The sequence below is a fragment of the Pseudomonas nitroreducens TX1 genome, assembly GCF_000313755.1.
In the GTDB taxonomy this organism is placed as follows: domain Bacteria; phylum Pseudomonadota; class Gammaproteobacteria; order Pseudomonadales; family Pseudomonadaceae; genus Pseudomonas; species Pseudomonas nitroreducens_A.
The window spans coordinates 1-19,788 of record NZ_AMZB01000065.1 but is presented as its reverse complement, the minus strand read 5'-3'; the positions used below and the strand labels follow the sequence as shown (position 1 = coordinate 19,788).

20 protein-coding genes are annotated in these 19,788 nt (G+C 65.9%); 6 read left to right on the top strand and 14 right to left on the bottom strand.

The genetic code is table 11. From position 1 onward, the window contains the following. Positions 1-71: 71 nt before the first annotated feature. Positions 72-1,301 (bottom strand): SGNH/GDSL hydrolase family protein, encoded by a 1,230-nt coding sequence (locus tag C167_RS0102415; RefSeq protein ID WP_017516678.1) that lies wholly within the window; start codon positions 1,299-1,301, stop codon positions 72-74. Between the two features lie 106 nt (positions 1,302-1,407). Here C167_RS0102415 and C167_RS0102410 point away from each other — a divergent pair, with 106 nt between their 5' ends. Then, positions 1,408-2,316, top strand: a complete 909-nt coding sequence (locus tag C167_RS0102410) for a LysR family transcriptional regulator (protein ID WP_017516677.1) — start codon at positions 1,408-1,410, stop codon at positions 2,314-2,316. Between the two features lie 87 nt (positions 2,317-2,403). After that, positions 2,404-2,955: a hypothetical protein gene (locus tag C167_RS0102405; RefSeq protein ID WP_017516676.1), complete on the top strand. Its 552-nt coding sequence runs from the start codon at positions 2,404-2,406 to the stop codon at positions 2,953-2,955. Here the strand turns inward: C167_RS0102405 and C167_RS0102400 are convergent. Both C167_RS0102400 and C167_RS0102395 read right to left on the bottom strand, forming a co-directional pair. Then, positions 2,952-3,863, bottom strand: coding sequence for a YihY/virulence factor BrkB family protein (locus tag C167_RS0102400; protein ID WP_017516675.1), 912 nt, complete (start codon positions 3,861-3,863; stop codon positions 2,952-2,954). The genes C167_RS0102405 and C167_RS0102400 overlap by 4 nt on opposite strands. A 154-nt stretch (positions 3,864-4,017) precedes the next feature. After that, positions 4,018-4,452: a PGDYG domain-containing protein gene (locus C167_RS0102395; protein WP_017516674.1), complete on the bottom strand. Its 435-nt coding sequence runs from the start codon at positions 4,450-4,452 to the stop codon at positions 4,018-4,020. A 218-nt stretch (positions 4,453-4,670) separates the two neighbouring features. Here C167_RS0102395 and C167_RS0102390 point away from each other — a divergent pair, with 218 nt between their 5' ends. From C167_RS0102390 to C167_RS35260, 3 genes are all read left to right on the top strand, one after another. Continuing rightward, the gene (locus C167_RS0102390) at positions 4,671-5,108 is read left to right on the top strand and encodes a hypothetical protein (RefSeq protein ID WP_017516673.1); all 438 of its coding nucleotides are present in this window, start codon (positions 4,671-4,673) and stop codon (positions 5,106-5,108) included. An 18-nt stretch (positions 5,109-5,126) separates the two neighbouring features. Beyond that, the gene (locus tag C167_RS0102385) at positions 5,127-5,315 is read left to right on the top strand and encodes a hypothetical protein (protein ID WP_017516672.1); all 189 of its coding nucleotides are present in this window, start codon (positions 5,127-5,129) and stop codon (positions 5,313-5,315) included. Between the two features lie 74 nt (positions 5,316-5,389). Next, positions 5,390-5,518 (top strand): hypothetical protein, encoded by a 129-nt coding sequence (locus C167_RS35260; protein WP_017516671.1) that lies wholly within the window; start codon positions 5,390-5,392, stop codon positions 5,516-5,518. Positions 5,519-5,685: 167 nt separating this feature from the next. On the opposite strand, the gene C167_RS0102375 is transcribed toward C167_RS35260, so the two are convergent. From C167_RS0102375 to edd, 11 genes are all read right to left on the bottom strand, one after another. Beyond that, positions 5,686-6,522 carry a D-hexose-6-phosphate mutarotase gene (locus C167_RS0102375; protein ID WP_017516670.1) on the bottom strand — a complete coding sequence of 279 codons (837 nt, stop codon included), beginning with the start codon at positions 6,520-6,522 and terminating at the stop codon, positions 5,686-5,688. A gap of 265 nt (positions 6,523-6,787) precedes the next feature. Continuing rightward, on the bottom strand, positions 6,788-8,146 hold the full coding sequence (locus C167_RS0102370; RefSeq protein ID WP_017516669.1) for a carbohydrate porin: 1,359 nt from the start codon (positions 8,144-8,146) through the stop codon (positions 6,788-6,790). A 51-nt stretch (positions 8,147-8,197) separates the two neighbouring features. Beyond that, entirely contained in the window at positions 8,198-9,358 is a 1,161-nt protein-coding gene (locus tag C167_RS0102365) for an ABC transporter ATP-binding protein (RefSeq protein ID WP_017516668.1), read from the bottom strand. A gap of 11 nt (positions 9,359-9,369) precedes the next feature. Further along, positions 9,370-10,215 carry a carbohydrate ABC transporter permease gene (locus tag C167_RS0102360; protein ID WP_017516667.1) on the bottom strand — a complete coding sequence of 282 codons (846 nt, stop codon included), beginning with the start codon at positions 10,213-10,215 and terminating at the stop codon, positions 9,370-9,372. Then, a complete protein-coding gene (locus C167_RS0102355; protein ID WP_017516666.1) occupies positions 10,208-11,134 on the bottom strand; it encodes a carbohydrate ABC transporter permease in 927 nt (308 codons plus the stop codon). The genes C167_RS0102360 and C167_RS0102355 overlap by 8 nt, the downstream gene beginning before the upstream one ends. A gap of 99 nt (positions 11,135-11,233) precedes the next feature. Continuing rightward, a complete protein-coding gene (locus C167_RS0102350; RefSeq protein ID WP_017516665.1) occupies positions 11,234-12,496 on the bottom strand; it encodes an ABC transporter substrate-binding protein in 1,263 nt (420 codons plus the stop codon). 345 nt (positions 12,497-12,841) lie between these two features. Beyond that, positions 12,842-13,207 (bottom strand): endonuclease domain-containing protein, encoded by a 366-nt coding sequence (locus C167_RS0102345; RefSeq protein WP_017516664.1) that lies wholly within the window; start codon positions 13,205-13,207, stop codon positions 12,842-12,844. Positions 13,208-13,451: 244 nt separating this feature from the next. Next, positions 13,452-14,873 carry an ATP-binding protein gene (locus C167_RS0102340; RefSeq protein WP_085988829.1) on the bottom strand — a complete coding sequence of 474 codons (1,422 nt, stop codon included), beginning with the start codon at positions 14,871-14,873 and terminating at the stop codon, positions 13,452-13,454. Positions 14,874-14,892: 19 nt separating this feature from the next. Next, positions 14,893-15,627 carry a response regulator gene (locus tag C167_RS0102335; protein ID WP_017516662.1) on the bottom strand — a complete coding sequence of 245 codons (735 nt, stop codon included), beginning with the start codon at positions 15,625-15,627 and terminating at the stop codon, positions 14,893-14,895. A 43-nt stretch (positions 15,628-15,670) separates the two neighbouring features. Continuing rightward, positions 15,671-16,669 carry a glucokinase gene (locus C167_RS0102330; protein WP_017516661.1) on the bottom strand — a complete coding sequence of 333 codons (999 nt, stop codon included), beginning with the start codon at positions 16,667-16,669 and terminating at the stop codon, positions 15,671-15,673. 121 nt (positions 16,670-16,790) lie between these two features. After that, the gene (gene edd / locus C167_RS0102325) at positions 16,791-18,617 is read right to left on the bottom strand and encodes a phosphogluconate dehydratase (protein ID WP_017516660.1); all 1,827 of its coding nucleotides are present in this window, start codon (positions 18,615-18,617) and stop codon (positions 16,791-16,793) included. 128 nt (positions 18,618-18,745) lie between these two features. On the opposite strand from edd, the gene gap reads away from it, so the two are divergent. Then, a complete protein-coding gene (gap, locus tag C167_RS0102320; protein ID WP_017516659.1) occupies positions 18,746-19,747 on the top strand; it encodes a type I glyceraldehyde-3-phosphate dehydrogenase in 1,002 nt (333 codons plus the stop codon). The last annotated feature ends 41 nt before the right edge of the window (positions 19,748-19,788 follow it).

Sequence of the window (19,788 nt, the reverse complement as noted above, 5' to 3'; positions counted from 1 at the left end):
TCGAAGTCGGCAGACACAAGCGGACTCCGTCCGCGATCGCTTCCCGGCCACTCCCACCCTCGCGGAAGACATCACATCCCCTTCAGCAATTGCTCGATATCCACGCTCTGAGCCATCGCCCGGTTCCCCGCATCATTGGGATGCAGGTGATCGCCGCTGTCGTACCTGGGCAGCAGACGCAACGGACGGGCCGGGTCGCGCAACTGCGCATCCAGGTCCACCACCGCGTCGAACTCCCCGCTCCGGCGAATCCACTGGTTCACTCTTTGGCGCAGCGCTTCCTTGTTGGCCGCGTGGTAATTCTCGATCGGCGACCCGCTGAGGGCGCGCTCGAATGGCAGGAGGGTTGCGCCGACGATACGCACGCCACGCACTTGGGCCTGGGCGATCAGTTGACGGTAACCGGCGACCAGGTCTTCATACTGCGCCAGCGGGTTGTTCGGCGCGAAGGTACTGCCGGGCCAGGAGATATCGTTGATCCCCAGCAGCACGATAGCCACCTTCACTCCCGGCTTGCCCAGCGCGTCGCGCTGGAAACGCACCAGGGCGCTCTGCCCCATGCCGTCGGAAAGCAGCCGTGCACCGGAAATACCGGCGTTGATCACGCCCACACTGCGAGCGGCCAGCCGCTGCGCCAACACGTCCGGCCAGCGCTGATTGCCGTCCAGGCCGGCGCCACGGCCATCGGTGATGGAGTCGCCAAGCACCGCCACCACCGGGCGCGGCTCGGGGTTTTCAACCAGCACATCGGCAAGGAACAGGCGCGCTTCCATCTTGCCGTCCGCGGGCAGGTGCGCGGCGTCGAGCTGTTCTCCCGGCGCACCGTAGACGCGCTGCTTGCCGTCCCAGTGGAAGCTTTCGATGGCCGTCGACTGCGGCAGGTAGAGGGATACCGACAATTCGCCCAGCGACGGAACGGCGAGATCCAGCGGATCGCTGAACAGCTCAGCACCCGGAGCGATGTAGGCCGTCGGCTGGCCGGCGAAAGTCAGTCGGCGACTCGGGCCACCCAAGCGCCCGGCCGGCGCCGCCACCGCGACAGCCGCGCCGCCGATAGCCACCGGTTGGCTGCCGTAGGCGTTGGACAGCACGATGCGCACGCGCCGGCCGCCCAGGCTGACTTTCACGATCTGCCGCAGGGTGTGGTTGCCGATCACCGGCGGCACGCCCAATGGCAACGGCACTTCCTTGCCCCAGGTCCGCTGCGGGCTGGCGCTCCAGGTCGCCTGCCAGTGTCCTTCTTCAGCCTGCGCCAGCGGCAGGGCCAGGGCAATCAGGGCGGCGAGCAGCAGGTTCTTCATGGTGTTCCTCGATATCGGGCGATGAGATGGGCACAGCCTCAGTCATTCCCAATCACGGCGGTAGACGGCATATTGGCAGACCCGTCATTCGATAAACGAATAGGACATGGATACCCTCAAGGCGTTGCACTGTTTCGTCCGCGCCGTAGAGCTGGGCAGCCTTTCCGCGGTGGCGCGCGAGTGCGGCAGCAGCCAGCCGACGGTGAGCAAGACCATGGCGGCGCTGGAGCGGCAGGTCGGCGCGCAACTGCTGGTCCGCAGCACTACCCGCGTGCAGCCCACCGAACAGGGCCGACGCTTCTACGAACACGCCCGGCAGACACTGGAAAGCTACGCAGAGGGCGTCAGCGAGGCGCGCGGCGAGACCGAACAGGTGCTTGGCCGCCTGCGGGTCAGCGCGCCGGTAAGCCTGGGCGTGCTGAGGCTGAATGCACTGCTGCTGGAGTTCATGCAGTTGCACCCGGAAGTCGAGGTGGAGTTGCTGCTCAACGACCGCTTCGTCGACCTTGCCGAGGCAGGCATCGACCTCGCCCTGCGCCTGGGCGGTGAACTGCCGGAACCATTGATCGCCCGCCCGCTGGCCCGCTCGCCGCGCTACCTGGTGGCGTCACCGAAGTGGATTTCCCGTCTGCCGGCGCTCGCTACTCCCGAAGACCTGCCGCTGGCGCAATACCTGCGATTTGCCTGGCTCGACGCCGGGCAGAACCTGCTGCTGCGCCACGCCGACGGCCGCGAGCTGAACCTCACCACGCGCAGTCGCTACACGGTGAACAGTTCGCTGGCGATCCGCGAAAGCTATTGCCTGGGCGCCGGTTTCGGCCTGACGCCGGCCTGGCTGGTGGCGGATTTGCTGGCCGACGGCACCTTGCAGTGCATTCTTCCGGAGTGGCGCGGGCCAACCCAGGAGGCCAGCCTGCTGTATCCTTCGCGCCGATTCCTGCCGGCCCGGACCCGCGCGCTGATCGACTTCCTCAGCGAACGCCTGCCGTGCCTGCCCGGTTTCCAGGCTCTCTGACGAGCAGCGGCTATGCTGTTGGCCAATAAGCAGAACCGGCGCGCCCGCGACTGGTCGAACCCTGACATTCGCCCCCGAGGGACTTGCATGGGCAAGCCACACACACCTTTCCGGCTGGCCGCCCTGGTCCTGCCGCTGCTGCTGGCCGGCTGCTCGACCAAGGCCAGCAATCCCTGCGACGAGCCGCTGAGCGGCGAAGCCTGCCGCCAGGAGCGCCTGCTCTACCAGAACGACATGCTCCAGGCGAAGCTGCTGATCGCCAGCGGCGACCTGGCCAATTACGAGCTGGCCGAGGCCCTGCTCGCCCGCGCCATGGAGCAGGACGAGCGCGGCGAGGCGAGCTTCTACATGGCGCTGCTGAAAATCAAGGAAGGCCCGCAGGTGGACGAGGTGCTCCCGCTGCTGGAGAACGCCGCCGAAGCCGGCCAGCCCTATGCCGTTGCGCTGCTCTACAAGATCTGGTCCGAGCCCTTCCTGGTGGAGCAGGCCGACCCGGGCAAGGCGCAGCGCTACCAGACGGCCTATGGCAGCCTGGACGTCGCCCGCAGCGGCTACCCGTCCTTCGAGAAGGCCACCGCGCTGGTCAACGCCCTGCTCAACGAGCCGCCCGCCGTCGCCGGCCAGCCGGCACAGCCCTAGCCTCTGTCCGGCTCGGGTTCCGGCTCAGCCTGGTCGAAGGTCTTTTCGCCTTCGTCCTTGCCGTGAGGCAGATGGTGTTCGATCACCGCGTTGAGCTCCGCGCCCAGCAACAGCACCGCCGATGAGATGTAGAAATACAGCAGCAGCACGATGATAGCGCCGACGCTGCCGTACATGGCGTTGTAGTCGGCAAAGTTCTTCACGTAGTAGCCAAAGCCCAGCGACGCGGCGATCCACAGCACCACCGCCAGCACCGAGCCGGGAGTGATGAAGCGGAAGCGCTGCTGCACGTTGGGCGTGACGTAGTAGATGATCGCCACCGCCATCATCATCAGCATCACGATCACCGGCCAGCGCAGGATGCTCCAGAGGATCACCACGAAATCCTCCAGGCCCACCTTGGCGGCGATCCAGCCCATCACCTGCGGGCCGAGGATCATCAGCGCGGCGATCATCATCAGCATCGCCACCAGGCCGAAGGTGTAGAACAGCGACAGCGGAATGCGCTTCCAGGCCGGGCGGCCCTCGCGCACGTCATAGGCAGCATTGAGCGCGATCATCAGCGAGCGCACCGCCGCAGAGGACGACCACAACGCCACCACAATACCGATGGACAGCAGGCCGCCCTGGCGCTGCTGCAACTGGTCGATCACCGGATTGACCTGTTCCAGCGCCTGCGCCGGCAGCACGTAGTCGGCCTGTTGGCGGAGGAAGTCGAAGAACTCCGGCAGGTGCAGAAAGCCCAGCAGGGCGATGAGGAACAGCAGGAAGGGAAACAGCGAGAACAACCCCTGGTAAGCCAGGGCCGCAGCATAGGTGGGCATCTCGTCGTCGAGAAACTCCTTCACCGTCAGGCTGATCAGTTTCCAGGGCCCCAGACTGAGCCCGCGCATGTCCATGAATCGCATCCCGCACTGTCCTCCCATGAGCATCCCGCCCACCGGCGGCTGCAGGGTGGACCCCCGCGACGCCGGCAAAGTTGCAACAAATGCACGGCGCAGAGCGCCCGCCAGCACAGACCATAGCCGCTGGCGGGCCATGGAGGCCAGGCCGGTGTCGCGATCACTCGGCCAGGCGATAGACCTTGGCGAAGCGCTCGGCCTTCACCACGCCATAGTCGCCGGGTGCATACTGCATGACCCAGTCGCCGGCCGCACCGGTGAGGCGGTCGCCGCCCGCCGAGCGCAGCAGGGTGAAGGCTTCGTCCATGCGCCGCGCCAGCACGGGGCTGGGAATATTGCGGTAGGCACCGGGTTCGCCGTGAGCGAGCGCGGAGTCGGCGGGCCGGTATTTCGGATCGAAACGCTCGCGGGAAACGACCCAGCGCTCGCCGGTGGCGCCACTGATGATCGCGTCACCGACGGCGTAGCGGTTCGGCCCTTCGAGGCTCATCAGCTCACCCGGCGCGGCAGCGAATTCGACGGTGACGGTTTCGTCCTTCACCACGCGTTGCGCGGCAGGGTCGGTGCGAAGGTCAACCTGGTTCAGTTCGATCATGGTGTGGAAGCAAACCTGCGAAAAGAGGGTGGATGGCCGCGCGCAAGGCTACTCGCAAAAGAGTGCTGCAGCGAGCGGCCAGCGGCTGGCGGTGCTCTACACTCACTGACCATGTGCGTTGTTAGCCGCAGGCAGGGCAGTACGCGATCTTGCCGTGGCTGTCGCAGCTACTGAGCCTGCACTTCGCTCCACTCCCATCAGCCGTACAGGAATTCCCCATGCCGTTTGCCCGTCTCGCCCTGCCCTTCCTGCTGCTCACCAGCCTGGCCGTCCACGCCGACGACGCTGCCGATGAGGCGAAATTCCTCAAGGAGTCGGCGGACTATTTCGACCAGGTGACCCGGTCCAACCTGCCGCGCCAGGTGGACAAGGTGACTACCCTCAACAGCGTGCAGCTCGACCCGGCGAAGAAGATGCTGTATTACCGCTACGCCATCTCCAACCTGCGCCTGGACGCCATGGACCTGGGCGCCCGCGCCAAGTTCGAGAACGGCCTGAAGAAGCAGCTCGAAGGCACCACCTGCCAGCAGCCCGATCTGTTGCAGCGCTTCCGCGAGCACCACTTGAGCGTTACCCACGAATATGCCGGCAGCGACGCCAAACCGCTGGCCAGTATCACCATCGATCCGCAGACCCTGAGCTGCGCGAAGTCCTGAGGCTGTACCGAAGACCCGATGAGCCGTGCCGATTATCACCAGGAAAACGCCCAGCGCGCCGAGGCCGAAGCCCGGCGCCTGCTGGCCCAACGCGACCGGCTCGGCGCCCGCTGGCTGTCCTGGGTGGCCAGCGAGCTGTACCGGTTGAGCCCGCCACACTACGCCAACATGGTGCGCCGCGAGCTAGAGCGCCAGACCGCCGGCTGAACAGACGCCTGCGACGGGACTATGCTGAAGCAGTCAGCTCTCGACCCGAGGGCGTCCCGTCGGAGGACAGGCTCATGAAAGGTCTCGACGCGAAGAAGCAAGCGAAGAAGAAGCCGCTGAAAACCGCGCACGAAAAACGCATGGCCAAGCGGCAGAAGAAAACCGGCAAGTCGCTGCTGGGCACGCCGCAGCAACCGTCCTGAGGGTTCGCCCCCTCGTCTCGCGGATGGCCTCGCCGAGGGGCTGTCCGCCTCCCTGCTTTTCGTAGGAGCGAGCTTGCTCGCGAACAAGCTCGCCGGGGACGACAGCATCAAGCGGTTCGCGAGCAAGCTCGCTCCTACAGCTTGGCCAACCCGTTGAAATCAGCCGGTCAGACCAGACCGGCGCGCAGGTTCAGCAGCATGCGTTCACCCTGGGCGAGGATAAGCCCGCCCGCGCGATAACCGGCCGCGCCGATGCACAGGAAGCGCTCCGCTTCGCCCGGCTCCACCTGCTCCACCGCGCGGCTGCCGGGGTGCCAGATGACGCTGCCGGCGCTGGTGTTCTTGTCGATGCGCAGGCGGCGCTGCCAGCCGGCATCTTCCAGGACCAGGGAACCGGTGTTGTAGAGCACCTGCTTGACCGCGCCACGGGGCGCCCAGGTATTGGGCAGGCCGCTGGCCTTGCCGTCCAGTTCCATGCCATGGACCACCGAGCGACGCAGCGAACCCACGCGCCAGTATGGCTGCAGGGCGAAGCTGAAGAGGCAGTCGCTGTCATCCTCGTGGTAGCTGGAGAGTTCGATGTCCAGGTCCTGGCCCAGGCGCGCTTCCAGGCGCACGTGCCAGTCCTCGATATCCAGCTGCCAGCTGACCACTGCTTTCTGATCGTCGGCCCAGGCATCGAGCATGCGCCACTCGCGCTGGCGGGCCCAGCCATGCTGCGGCCAGTCGGCCTCGGTGGGATGGCTGCCGAACCAGGGCCAGCAGACCGGGATGCCACCACGGATCGGCGCGGTGCTCAGGCTCGGCCACTGGCTGGAACACCACAGCAGCGGGCGCGCGCCGCGCGGCTGGAAGTGCAGCAGCTGCGCGCCCTGGCGGCTGAAGACCGCCTGGCACTGCGGGTGATCGATGAGCAGCAGGTCACGACGCTGGAAGCGCACCCAGTCGAAGGGGCGCTTACCCCGCATGGAATGAAAAAAGCGCTGCAGCGGATGCTCAAGCATTGTCCGGATGTCCTGATCCAATCCCTGCCCGGACATTCCGGGGCGTGAAGATCTCTGTAGTTTCACTACATCTTACAGAAAAGGCCGCGATTCTAACCGCAAAGCCTAGTCACGCGCAGCGTCCGCGCCACTGAAAAGGGATTCCCCCGCCACGGACAGGCAGAGAACCTGCGAGCAAAAGCCGTCCACTCGATCCGCGCAGAAGCCCTCTGACGCTGGAAAAAAAGCCCGTCGCAAGGACGGGCCAGGTTCGCACCGGGAGCAATCAGAAGCTGGACTGGATCTTCAGGCCGGCCACCACGGCGTTGTTGACCTCGTCCACCCCGCCCGGATGGCGGATGTACTGCAGGTTCGGGCGTACGGTGAGCCAATTGGTCACATGCACGCCGTAGTACAGCTCGGCGTTGTACTCGGTGTCCTGGATGGGCTGGTACAGCGGGTTGTCGTAGTCGTCGATGCCGTTGACCTGGTTGGCCAGTCGCTGGCGATCCTGCACATCGTCGTTGACGTGGATGCGTGCCACGCCGAAGCCGATGTCGTCCTTGGGCCGCGCATCGAACGGGCCCTTGTAGAGGACACCGAGCTGCTGGTAGTTGTCGACGGTGTTGGTGGCCTTGTCATGCACGGTGAAGTTGGCGAACAGGCTCAGGCCGCGCGAAGCATCGCCGTTGTGCGCCGTGACCTGCTGCTGCGCCACCACCCACCAGCCATGCTTGCCGCTATGGGTCTTGGCCGGCTCGCCGGTGAGCGCCTGCGGGTTGCCGTTGACGTCGTCGTACACGTCGTCGGCCTCGGCGGTGCTGTAGTAGTAGCCCAGGCGGTACTCGCCGGGCAGTTGCTGCGCGCCGACCTTGGGCATCCACACCAGCTCCACCGGCAGGATGGTGCCCTTGGTACCGCTGCCGTTGAGCTTGAAGCCGTTGCCGGTCTCCAGGTTCGACGGGTTCTGGTTGTACGCGCCGACCTGGGCGTACCACTGGTCGTTGAAGTTCCACTTCACCCGAGCCGCCCACTGGCTGACCGGCCAGTTGTACCAGATGCCGCCGACCCAGTTGCCCACCTGGGAGCCGCAGAAGGCCAGGTTCTGGAAGTCGCAGGGGAAGCTGTTGAAGTCCTCGCCCTCGCCGAAGCGGCCGACCTTCACGTCCAGCGCGCCGTCGAAGTACTGCTGCTTGATCCACATCTGCGTCAGGCGCCAGGTCTGGCCACGCCCCCAGACCTCCTGCACGGAGCTGAACTGTCCGGCGCGCGGGTCGCTGATGCGGTCGTTGGAGAGGTTGCGGCCGCTACGCTCGGTGACCGTCAACTGGAACTCGGTCGCGTCCCAGCCGAGGATCTTCTGCAGGTCCAGGTGAGTGCCGAGGGCGAACTGGTCGGAGTAGCGCGCCGTGGTGTGCTGGTCATAACCGCCACCCAGGTTGCTGGCGGCCTCGCCGACGTAGTCGAGCTTGAAGTCATAGCCCTTCTCCAGCAGCTCGGTGCGCTTGCCGCCCCAGTCGCCCAAGCCCCACTTGGACTCGGATGAGAAGGCGTCGGCAGCGTGGGCTACGTTGCCAACGCAACCCAGCGCGAGCAGGCAGCCCAGGGTTCGCGCGGCGGGCCGGTTCTTGTTGTTCTTGTGCATCTCCAGCGTCCTCGTTGTCTTGGTTTCTAGCGTGGTTACAGGCAGGGTGTTTCAGGAATGCTTCTGGCGGGCGAGCGGCGTGACCTTGTTCGCGCCGTCGCCGCGTGGCTCGGCGCGCAGGCGTTCGCCGCTCTGGGCGTCGAACAGCAGCGCGCGGGAAGGATCGAAGCGCAGTTGCAGGGACGCGCCCGGCAGCGGCGCCTGGTCCGGCGCGAGGCGGCAGCAGACCTTGGCGCCGTTGAGCGTGACGAAGGCCAGGGTGTCCGGGCCGGTGGGTTCGACCACCTCGACCTCGGCGCGCAGGTCGCTCGGGCCGTCGGCGCCGTCGGTGGCGAGCTGCACCTGTTCCGGGCGAACGCCGAGGATCAGCTCGCGGCCCTCGATCAGCCCGGCATCCAGTTGCAACGGCAGTTCGCAGCGGTCCTGGCCGCTGTCCAGCAGGCCGACCAGCCGGCCGCCCTGCTGCTGCACCTTGAGCGGGATGAAGTTCATCGGCGGCGAGCCGATGAAGCTGGCGACGAACAGGTTCGCCGGGTCGTTGTAGATCTGCTGCGGCGTGCCGAACTGCTGGACGATGCCGTCCTTCATCACCGCCACCTTGTCACCCAGGGTCATGGCCTCGATCTGGTCGTGGGTCACATACACCGTGGTGGTCTTCAGGCGCTGGTGCATCAGCTTGATCTCGGTGCGCATCTCCACGCGCAGCTTGGCGTCGAGGTTCGACAGCGGCTCGTCGAACAGGTAGATCTTCGGTCGCCGCGCCAGCGCCCGGCCCATGGCCACGCGCTGCTGCTGGCCGCCGGAGAGCTGCGAAGGCTTGCGCTCGAGCAGGTGCTCGATCTGCAGCAGCCTGGAGACCCGCGCCACTTCGGCATCGATATCGGCCTTGGGCAGCTTGCGGATCTTCAGGCCGAAAGCGATGTTCTCGCGCACGCTCATGGTCGGGTACAACGCATAGGACTGGAACACCATGGCGATGTCGCGATCCTTCGGACTCATGCCACTGATGTCCTGGCCGTCCACCAGGATCGCGCCGCCGGTGACGCTTTCCAGCCCGGCGATGCAGTTCATCAGGGTGGATTTCCCACAGCCGGACGGGCCGACCAGGATCAGGAACTCGCCCGATTCGATCGACAGGTTGATCGACTTCAGGGTGTCCGCCAGGCCGGCGCCGTAGGACTTGTGCAGGTTGTGCAGTTCAAGGGTGGACATCGGTGCTTACCTCAACCTTTGACGGCGCCGGCAGTGAGCCCGCGCACGAAGTACTTGCCGGCCAGTACATAGACCACCAGCGTGGGCAGCGCCGCGATCATCGCGGCCGCCATGTCGACGTTGTATTCCTTCACGCCCGTGCTGATGTTCACCAGGTTGTTCAGAGCCACCGTGATGGGCTGGGCGTCGCCACTGGCGAACACCACCCCAAAGAGGAAATCATTCCAGATTTGGGTGAACTGCCAGATCAGACAGACCATGACGATGGGGGTGGACATCGGCATCAGAATGCGTAGGAAAATGGTGAAGAACCCCGCACCGTCAAGGCGCGCGGCCTTCACCAGCGCATCGGGAATCGCCACAAAGTAGTTGCGGAAGAACAGCGTGGTGAAGGCCAGGCCGTAGATGCAGTGCACCATCACCAGGCCCGTGGTGGTGTTGGCCAGGCCGAGCTTGCCGAGGGTGAAGGACATCGGCAGGAGGATCACCTGGAACGGCAGGAAGCAGCCGAACAGCAGCGCGCCGAAGAACAACTGCGAGCCGCGGAAGCGCCACATCGACAGCACGTAGCCGTTCATGGCGCCGATGAAGGTGGAGATCAGCACGCCGGGCACGGTGATCTTCACCGAGTTCCAGAAGTAGTCGCCCACCGCGCCCCAGGCCTTCACCCAGCCGATCACGGTGAATACGTCCGGCAGCGCCAGCAGGTTGCTGTTTCGGATGTCTTCCGGGGTCTTGAAGCTGGTCAGCAGCATCACCAGCAGCGGAATCACGTACAGCGCCACGGCGCCCCAGAGGGTCGCGTGCACCGCCAGGCGGCTCAGGCTGAACGACGGTTTCAGGGTCGAGTCATGCATGGCGCTTGCCCCGCAGTTCGGAGTACAGGTACGGCACGACGATGGCCAGCACGGCGCCGAGCATCAGCATCGCGCTGGCGGCGCCCAGGCCCATCTGGCCGCGGGTGAAGGTATGGGCGTACATGAACATCGCCGGCAGGTCGGAGGAATAACCGGGGCCGCCGGCGGTCATCGCGGCCACCAGGTCGAAGCTCTTGATGGCGATGTGCGCAAGGATCATCAGCGCGCTGAAGAACACCGGGCGCAGGCTCGGCAGGACGATGCGCAGGTAGATGGTCGGCAGGCTCGCGCCGTCCACCTGGGCGGCCCGCACGATGGCCGGGTCGACCCCGCGCAGGCCGGCGAGGAACAGCGCCATGACGAAACCCGAGGCCTGCCACACGGCGGCGATCACCAGGCAGTAGACCACCCGTTCCGGGTCCACCAGCCAGTCGAAGCGAAAGCCGCTCCAGCCCCAGTCGCGCAGCAGCTTGTCCAGGCCCAGGCCGGGGTTGAGCAGCCACTTCCAGGCGGTGCCGGTGACGATCATCGACAGCGCCATGGGGTAGAGGTAGACCGTGCGGATGAAGCCTTCGCGGCGGATGCGCTGATCCAGCAGCACAGCGAGGAACACCCCGAGCGCGAGGCAGATGCCGATGAACAGGCCGCCGAACAGCAGCAGGTTCTTGCTCGCCACCCACCAGCGGTCGTTGTCCCACAGGCGCAGGTACTGGGTCAGCCCGGCCCAGCTGTAGGCCGGCATGAAGCGCGAGTTGGTGAAGGACAGCAGCAGCGTCCAACCGATGTAGCCGTATACGCAGACCAGCACCACGAGCATGCTCGGGGCCAGCACCAGCTTGGGCAGCCAGGCCTGCAGGCCGTCGAGCAGCGAAGCACGCGGGCTGGCGGCGGGAGTGAAAGTCGGAGAGTGGGTCGCCATCTGCCTTCTCGAGGATGAGTGAACCCGCCCGGGCTGCCGTGGCGGCCCGGAGTCGTTCGGTTGGAGAGAGGCCGGCCCGCAAAAGGGCCGGCTTGCGCCTTACTGCGCGGCGGCCTGGATGGCGGCGCCCAGTTGCTGCGCAGCCTTCTGCGGATCGGCGGCGGGGTCGTTGAAGAAGTTGGTGACCACGTCGAAGATCGCGCCCTGCACGTAGCTGGAGGCGGCCATGCTGTGGGCCATGCTCGGCACCAGGTTGTTGCTGGCGGAAGCGGCCTTGAAGTCCTTCATCGACTGCTGGGCGCAGCTGTCGAAGGGCGTCATGTCGACGTCCAGGCGCACCGGGATCGAGCCCTTGTTCAGGCTGAAGTCCTTCTGGAAGGACGGGTCGAGTACGGCACGCGCCAGGTCCTCCTGCGCCTTGCGGTTTTCCTCGTTGCTCAGCTTGAACATCACCAGCGAGTCGATGTTGTAGTCGAAGGCCTTCTGCGTACCGGGGAACGGCAGGCACTGGTAGTCCTTGCCCGCCACCTTGCCGGCGGCGGTGAACTCGCTCTTGGCCCAGTCACCCATGATCTGCATGCCGGCCTTGCCGTTGATGACCATGCCGGTGGCGACGTTCCACTCGCGGCCGGCGGCATCCGCATCGACATAGCCGTGCAGCTTCTTCAGCGCAGCGAAGACGTCGGCCATCTGCGCGCCGGTGAGGGTTTCCTTGTCCAGCTCGACGAAGGCCTTGCGGTAGCCTTCCGGGCCCATCTTGCTCAGCACCAGGTTCTCGAACAGGGTGCCGTCCTGCCAGGGCTGGCTGCCATGGGCCAGGGGGGTGAAGCCGGCGGCCTTGAGCTTGTCGGCGGCGGCGAAGAATTCATCCAGGGTGGTCGGCGGCGTGGCGCCGGCCTTCTTGAAGACTTCCGGGTTGATGTACAGCCAGTTCACCCGGTGCACGTTGACCGGCACAGCCACGTAGTCGCCCTTGTACTTCATGATCTGCGCCACCTGCGGCGGCAGCAGTTGGTCCCACTTGCCTTCGGCGGCGACATCGTTGAGGTCGGCGAGCAGGCCGAGTTCGCCCCACTCCTGGATGTCCGGCCCCTTGATCTGCGCGGCGGCCGGTGGGTTGCCGGAGACGGCGCGGGTCTTCAGCACGGTCATGGCCGCTTCGCCGCCACCGCCGGCGACGGCGAAGTCCTTCCAGGTATGGCCCTTGGCTTCGACGAGTTTCTTCAGGGTTTCGGCGGCGCGCTTTTCACCGGGGGAGGTCCACCAGTGCAGCACTTCGACTTCACCGGCGTGGGCCAGCAGGGGGGAAAGACAGAGGGAAGACAGACAGATGGCGGCCGACAGGCGACGGATCGCATTCATGGGGAGCACCTTGTTCTTGTTATTGGAGGCAAGTCTTCGCTTGCGATGTTCCGAGTCTATCCAAGGCATTCCGGTCTCCGGGTAACGAAGCGATCTTTGATTGTCACGAGGTGGTGACATTGGCGGTCCTTTGGTGGATTTGGCATCGGGGGATGTTGGGGCGGCATTGGGAGGTTCCTGGAGCACGGAGTCTTGGCCCACCACCCTCTCCCCTGCCCTCTCCCCTGCCCTCTCCCTGAAGGGAGAGGGAGCTGTCTGAGCGGTCTGTAGTTCCTGCGTATAGCCGAACCAAGACGTCAGGCTGAATCCTTGGTTGCCACTTGCGCCGAGCGGCCCCCTCTCCCTTCAGGGAGAGGGTTGGGGAGAGGGAAAAGCGTCCCCATCGAGCGCCAGGCGTATCGCCTCCAGCACCGAATCCATCTTCAACAGCACATCATGATTCCAGAAACGCAGCACTGTGAAACCCCTGTGCTTGAGCCATCCGTCACGCTCCAGGTCCACATTGGAACCCAGATGCTGCCCGCCATCCAGCTCGATGATCAACATGCGTTCGTGACAAATGAAATCGACGATGTAGGGCCCGATGATTTTCTGCCGGCGGAACTTGAGACCGAGGAAGCGGTGAGCGCGCAGGCGGTGCCAGAGGGCGCGTTCGGCTTCGGTCTGGTCATGGCGCAGTTGTTTCGAGAATTCGGCTAGGTAAGAGGGCATCGGACTGGCTCCGGCGGGAATGCGCAGGAGACTAGTGCCCCGGCCCACCACCCTCTCCCCAGCCCTCTCCCTGAAGGGAGAGGGAGCCTTGCCTGTAGGTTTCTGCGTCTACCCACACTAGGACATCAAGCGAACTCTGCGATTGCCACTCGCGCCGAACAGTCCCCTCTCCCGTCAGGGAGAGGGTTAGGGAGAGGGAAACGGCGCCGCCACGCGCCATACCCACCGGAGAAAACCAACCGCCCTACTCCACCTCCAACCGCGGCAACCTCAACGTCACCCTCAACCCGCCCTCCCGGCGATTCTGCAACGTCACTTCCCCGCCGTGCGTATGAGCAATATTGCGCGCGATGCCCAACCCCAGGCCGTAGCCCTGCCCCCGCTCGGACAACCGGAAGCGCGGCTCGAAGACCTTCTCCAGCCGCTGCTCCGGCACGCCCGGTCCCTGGTCGTCGACATGCAAGACCACCGCATCAGGATCATCCTCGATGCTCAGCTGGGCGCGGCCGCCGTACTTCAGGGCGTTGTCCAGCAGGTTGCCGATGCAGCGCTTGAGCGCCAGCGGCTTGCCCGGATAGGGCTCCAGCGCCGCGCCCAGCACCTCGACGCGGCCGTCGGCGATGTAGGGGCCGGCGACGTACTGCAGCAGTTGGTTGAGGTCTACCGGCTCGACGTTCTCGTGGATGTCGGTGTCCTTCACGCATTGCAGCGCGCCCTTCACCAGCAGTTCCAGTTCGTCGAGGTCGTGGCTGAACTTGTCGCGGGCCTGCTCGTCTTCCAGCAGTTCGACCCGCAGGCGCAGGCGGGTAATCGGCGTGCGCAGGTCGTGGGAGATGCCGCTGAACAGCTGGGCGCGTTCGTTGACGTAGCGGTCGATGCGCTCGCGCATGGTGTTGAAGGCGCGCGAGACCTCCACCAGTTCGCTCGCCCCGCTCTCCTCCAGCGGCTGGTCCTGGCCGCCCAGGGCGATGTCACGGGCGGCGCGGGCCAGGCGTTTGAGCGGGCGGCTCTGCCAGTGCACCAGCAGACCGGTGAACAGCAAGAGCAGCAGGCTGGTAAAGGCGATGGAGATGACCTGCTGTGGCGGCAGGCCTTCGGGCTCCAGAGTGACGTAGGGCGCCGGCATCAGGCTGGCGATATACAGCCACTCGCTCTCGCCGATGCGTATCTGCGTGACCAGCACCGGAGGGTTCACCGGCTCCAGCGTCAGCGCGTAGTGCGCCCAGGAGCGCGGCAGTTCCTCCAGCTTCAGCTCGCCGTTGAACAGCCGCAGGTCGTCCGGGCTGACGAACTCCACCTGCAACTCGACGTCCTTGCCCAGCTTCTGCCGCAGCACGTCCTGCACGATGTCCATCACCGCCTGCTTGTTGGAGGTGTCCGGCAGCGCGCGCATGTCCAGCGGGCGTTCGTTGAGCGAGACGAAGAAGCGCGTGCCGCCCATGCTGCGCAACTGGTCGAGTACCAGCGGGCGGTAGCCGATGGGCAGCGAGCGGAAATAGCTGACGCTGGCAGCCATGGAGTAGGCCAGGCTGCGCGAGCTGGTGAGCAGGCCGTCGCGCTGGCTACTGCGCAGGTGGGAAATCCAGAACAGGCTCGACAGGCCCTGGGCGATGAGCACCGCCAGCAGGGTGAGCAGCAGCATGCGGCCGAGCAGCGAGCGCGGCACCAGGGACCAGCGGCGGCGCTCAGTCATGGCCGGCGAGGTGCGGGCGAACCTGGGCGGCCAGCAGGTAGCCGCTGCCGCGCACGGTCTGGATCAGCCGTGCCGGTTTGTCGGTGTCGCGCAGGCGTTGACGCAGGCGCGACACGGCCATGTCGACGATGCGCTCAAGCGGCATCACCTCGCGGCCACGGGTGGCGCTGGCGATGGTGTCGCGGTCAAGGATCTGCCGGGGGTTGTCGAGGAACAGCTTGAGCAGGGCGAAGTCGGCGCCGCTGAGGAAATGCTCTTCACCGTCCTCGTGGAACAGCCGGTGGCTGATGGTATCCAGCCGCCAGTCGTCGAAGGCCAGCACCTCGCCGCCGCGCACCTGGGTGAACTGAGCGCGGCGCAGCAGCGCCTTGATCCGCGCCAGCAGCTCACGAGGGCTGAAGGGCTTGCCAAGGTAATCGTCGGCGCCCAGCTCCAGGCCTACCACGCGGTCGGCCTCGTCGGAGCTGGCGGTGAGCATGATTACCGGCATGCAGGCATGCCGCTGGTGCGAGCGAATCCAGCGGCACAGGCTGAAGCCATCCTCGTCGGGCAGCATCACGTCGAGGATCGCCAGGGCGGCGTCCTCGTCGCACAGCGCGCGGCGGAAGCCCTCGCCGTCGGCCACGCTGCGCACCTGGAAGCCGGCGCGGCTGAGGTAGGTTTCCAGCAGCTCGCGGATTTCCTGGTCGTCGTCCACCAGCAGGATGGATTTGGCAGGCTGGTTCACTTCGGGCGTCCTTTCTTGTTGTTCTAAGGAATGAAGCGGTGAATCAACCTTCGTTGCGAAGGGCCTGTTCCAGGGCGACACCGGCGCCGAACAGACCGGGATGCTCCGCCGTCATGACCCACACCGGCACCGGATCGAGGTACGGCCCGCTGGTCTTGCCGCGGGTGCGAAACGCCTCGGCGAAACCGCTGCGCTGGAAGCGTTCGAGGAAGCGCGGAACGATGCCGCCGGTGATGTACACGCCCCCCAGCGCACCGACCGTCAGCACGGCGTTGCCGGCGACCCGCGCCAGCCAAAGGAAGAAGTGTTCCAGCACTGCATCGGCGTAGGCGTCGCCAGCCATGGCGCGCTCGCCGATCTCGGCGGCGGTGGCGCATTTGGGCTCCACACCATCGAGCTGGCAGCTCATGCGGTAGAGGTTTTCCAGGCCGCTGCCGGAGAGCACGCGCTCGGCCGAGACGTGGCCGTATTTTTCGCGCAGCAGCTGCCAGAGGGCGAAGTCGCGCTCGGAGGTCACCGGCAGGTCGACGTGACCGCCTTCGCAGGGCAGCACGTCCCAGCCGCCACCCGGCAATGGCATCAGGCTGCCGACGCCCAGGCCGGTGCCGGGACCGATGATCAGTTTGGCGCGGCCTTCCAGCGCCTTGCCGGGGCGCACCTGCACCAGGTGTTCTTCCGACAGCCGCGAGGCCGCCCAGGCCATGGTGCTGAAGTCGTTGACCAGCAGCAGATGGCTCAGGCCCAGCTCGGCGCGGAAGGCGTCGCGCTGGATCACCCAATGATTGTTGGTGAACTTGAAGTCGCCAGCGCCAACGGGACCTGCGCAGGCCAGGCAGACGTTGTCGATCGCCGACAGCGGCTGGCCGACGCGCTGCAGGTAGTCGCGCACCGCGTCTTCCGGGCGCGGGTAGTCGGCGCAGGCCAGGACCTGGATGGATTCGAGGACTTCACCGCGCCACAGGGCGAAGCGGGCGTTGGTGCCACCGATATCGCCCACCAGGGCGAAACCGTTGGAAGAGGACTGAGCGTTATTGGAGTTCATTGCGGGCTCGGGCCTGGAAGTGGGATTGAAGGTTGCGGCGCGGGATCATGCCAGCATAGGACAGCGCCGGGAACGCCCCGTGCAACGGACAGGCAGTCCGTCACACAGGACGTCGGACGGATCAGCTCGGACCGTTCAGCTCGGCCGTAAAGCTGCAGGCACCCTGCTCCGCCGGACTGAAGGCGTTGCGCATGAAGGCGAACAGCTCGCGGCCCATGCCCAGGTTATCGATGGCCGGGGTATCGACCAGCGGACGGGCTTCCCATTGCGCCGCATCCACCAGCACGCGCAGCTCGCCGGTGGTGCCGTCGACACGCACCACGTCGCCGTCTCGCAGCTTGGCCAGCGGGCCGCCGTTGAGTGCCTCCGGGGATACGTGGATTGCCGCCGGCACCTTGCCGGACGCGCCGGACATGCGCCCGTCGGTGACCAGCGCCACCTTGAAGCCGCGGTCCTGCAGCACGCCGAGGAACGGCGTGAGCTTGTGCAGCTCCGGCATGCCGTTGGCGCGCGGGCCCTGGAAGCGCACCACGGCGACCAGGTCGCGCTCCAGCTCGCCGGCCTTGAAGGCGGCGGCCAGGCTGGCCTGATCGTGGAAAATGCGCACCGGGGCTTCGACGACCTGGTGCTCCGGCGCCACGGCGGACACCTTCATCACCCCGCGACCGAGGTTGCCTTCCATCAGGCGCAGGCCGCCTTCGGCCGAGAACGGCTTGTCGATGGGGCGCAGGATGTTTTCGTCCAGGCTCGCCGCCGGGCCTTCGCGCCAGACCAGCTTGCCCTCGTCGAGGAAGGGCTCCTGCAGGTAGCGACGCAGCCCCTTGCCCATCACGGTCTGCACGTCTTCATGCAGCAGGCCGCCATCGAGCAACTGGCGGATCAGGAAGGACATGCCGCCTGCCGCCTGGAAGTGGTTGATGTCGGCCTGGCCGTTGGGATAGATGCGCGCCAGGGTCGGCACCACTTCGGAGAGGTCCGCCATGTCCTGCCAGGTCAGCTGGATGCCGGCGGCCTGGGCGATGGCCAGCAGGTGCAGGGTGTGGTTGGTCGAGCCGCCGGTGGCCAGCAGCGCCACCACCGAGTTGACCATGGCCTTCTCGTCGACGATCTCCGCCATGGGCACGAACTGGCCGTTCTCCGGGGTCAGGCGCGCGGCCTGGCGGGCGGCTTCGCGGGTCAACTCGTCGCGCAGCGGGGTGTTCGGGTTGACGAAGGAGGCGCCCGGCAGGTGCAGGCCCATCACTTCCACCAGCAGCTGGTTGGTGTTGGCGGTGCCATAGAAGGTGCAGGTGCCCGGCGCGTGATAGGAGGCCATTTCCGAGGCCAGCAGCTCCTCGCGGGTGGCCTTGCCTTCGGCGAACAGCTGGCGCACCGCGGCCTTCTCCTTGTTGGAGATGCCGGTGGGCATCGGACCGGCGGGCACGAACACCACCGGCAGGTGGCCGAAGCGCAATGAACCGATCAACAGGCCGGGGACGATTTTGTCGCACACGCCCAGGCACAGCGCGGCATCGAACATGTTGTGCGACAGGGCGATGGCGGTGCCCATGGCGATCACGTCGCGGCTGGCCAGGGACAGCTCCATCCCCGGCTCGCCCTGGGTCACGCCGTCACACATGGCCGGCACGCCGCCAGCGAACTGACCGACCGAGCCGATCTGCCGCAGGGCGTCCTTGATCAGCTCCGGGAAGCGCTCCAGCGGCTGGTGCGCGGAGAGCATGTCGTTGTAAGCGGAGACGATGGCGACGTTGGCCTGGTTCATCAGCCGCAGCGCCTGTTTGTCGGAATCGCCACAAGCCGCGACGCCGTGGGCGAGGTTGCCGCAGGGCAGCGTGCCGCGGTGCGGGCCCTTGGTGGCGGCTGCCTTGACCAGGTCGAGGTAGCGCTGGCGCGTGGCCGCGCTGCGGGCCTGGATGCGCTGGGTGACTTCAAGCACACGAGGGTGCATGGCAGCATTCTCCTACAGACTATCAGTTGTTGTTTTTACAACATAATCATCGATTACTAAGCATTTACTTTTCGTCGATGGCGAAATTTAATGGTTTTTACCACAACAAAAGAAAAGAGACGACCTCCATGACTATACGCCTGGCAATCAACGGATTTGGCCGCATCGGTCGGAACATCCTCCGCGCGCTTTATTCGGGCCCCTATCGCCAGCACCTGCAAGTGGTGGCGATCAATGACCTGGGCGACTCCGCGATCAACGCCCACCTGTTTCAGTACGACAGCGTGCATGGGCGTTTTGCCGGCCAAGTCGAGCATGACGCCGAAAGCCTCAGGGTAGAGGGCGACCGCATCGCCGTCACGGCCATCCGCAATCCGGCCGAGTTGCCGTGGAAGGCGCTGGGGGTGGATATCGTGCTGGAGTGCACCGGCCTCTTCACCTCCGGCGACAAGGCCGCGGCGCACCTGCAGGCCGGAGCGCGCCAGGTGCTGATCTCCGCTCCCGGCCAGAACGTCGACGCCACGGTGGTGTTCGGCGTAAACGAAGGCGTCCTGCACGCGGAGCACCGCATCGTCTCCAACGCCTCCTGCACGACCAACTGCCTGGCACCGGTGGCCCAGGTGCTGCACCGCGAACTGGGCATCGAGCACGGTCTGATGACCACCATCCACGCCTATACCAACGACCAGAACCTCTCCGACGTCTACCACAGCGACCCGTACCGCGCCCGCTCGGCCACCCAGTCGATGATCCCGACCAGGACCGGCGCCGCCGAGGCCGTGGGTTTGGTGCTGCCGGAGCTGGCGGGCAAGCTGACAGGCCTGGCGGTTAGAGTGCCGGTGATCAACGTCTCGCTGGTGGACCTCACGGTGCAAGTCGCCCGCGACACCAGCGCGCAGGAGATCAACGAACTGATGGAGCGAGTCGGCGAGACCTCGGCGATCCTCGGCTTCAACCGCCAGCCGCTGGTGTCGGTGGACTTCAACCATGACCCGCGCTCGGCGATCTTCGATGCCAGCCACACGCGGGTGAACGGCCGGCTGGTGAAGGTGATGGCCTGGTACGACAACGAGTGGGGGTTCTCCAACCGGATGTTGGATACGGCGCGGGCGATGGCTGCGCGGGGCTGAAACTCCGCTGCTGTCGGGGTTCGCGAGCAAGCTCGCTCCTA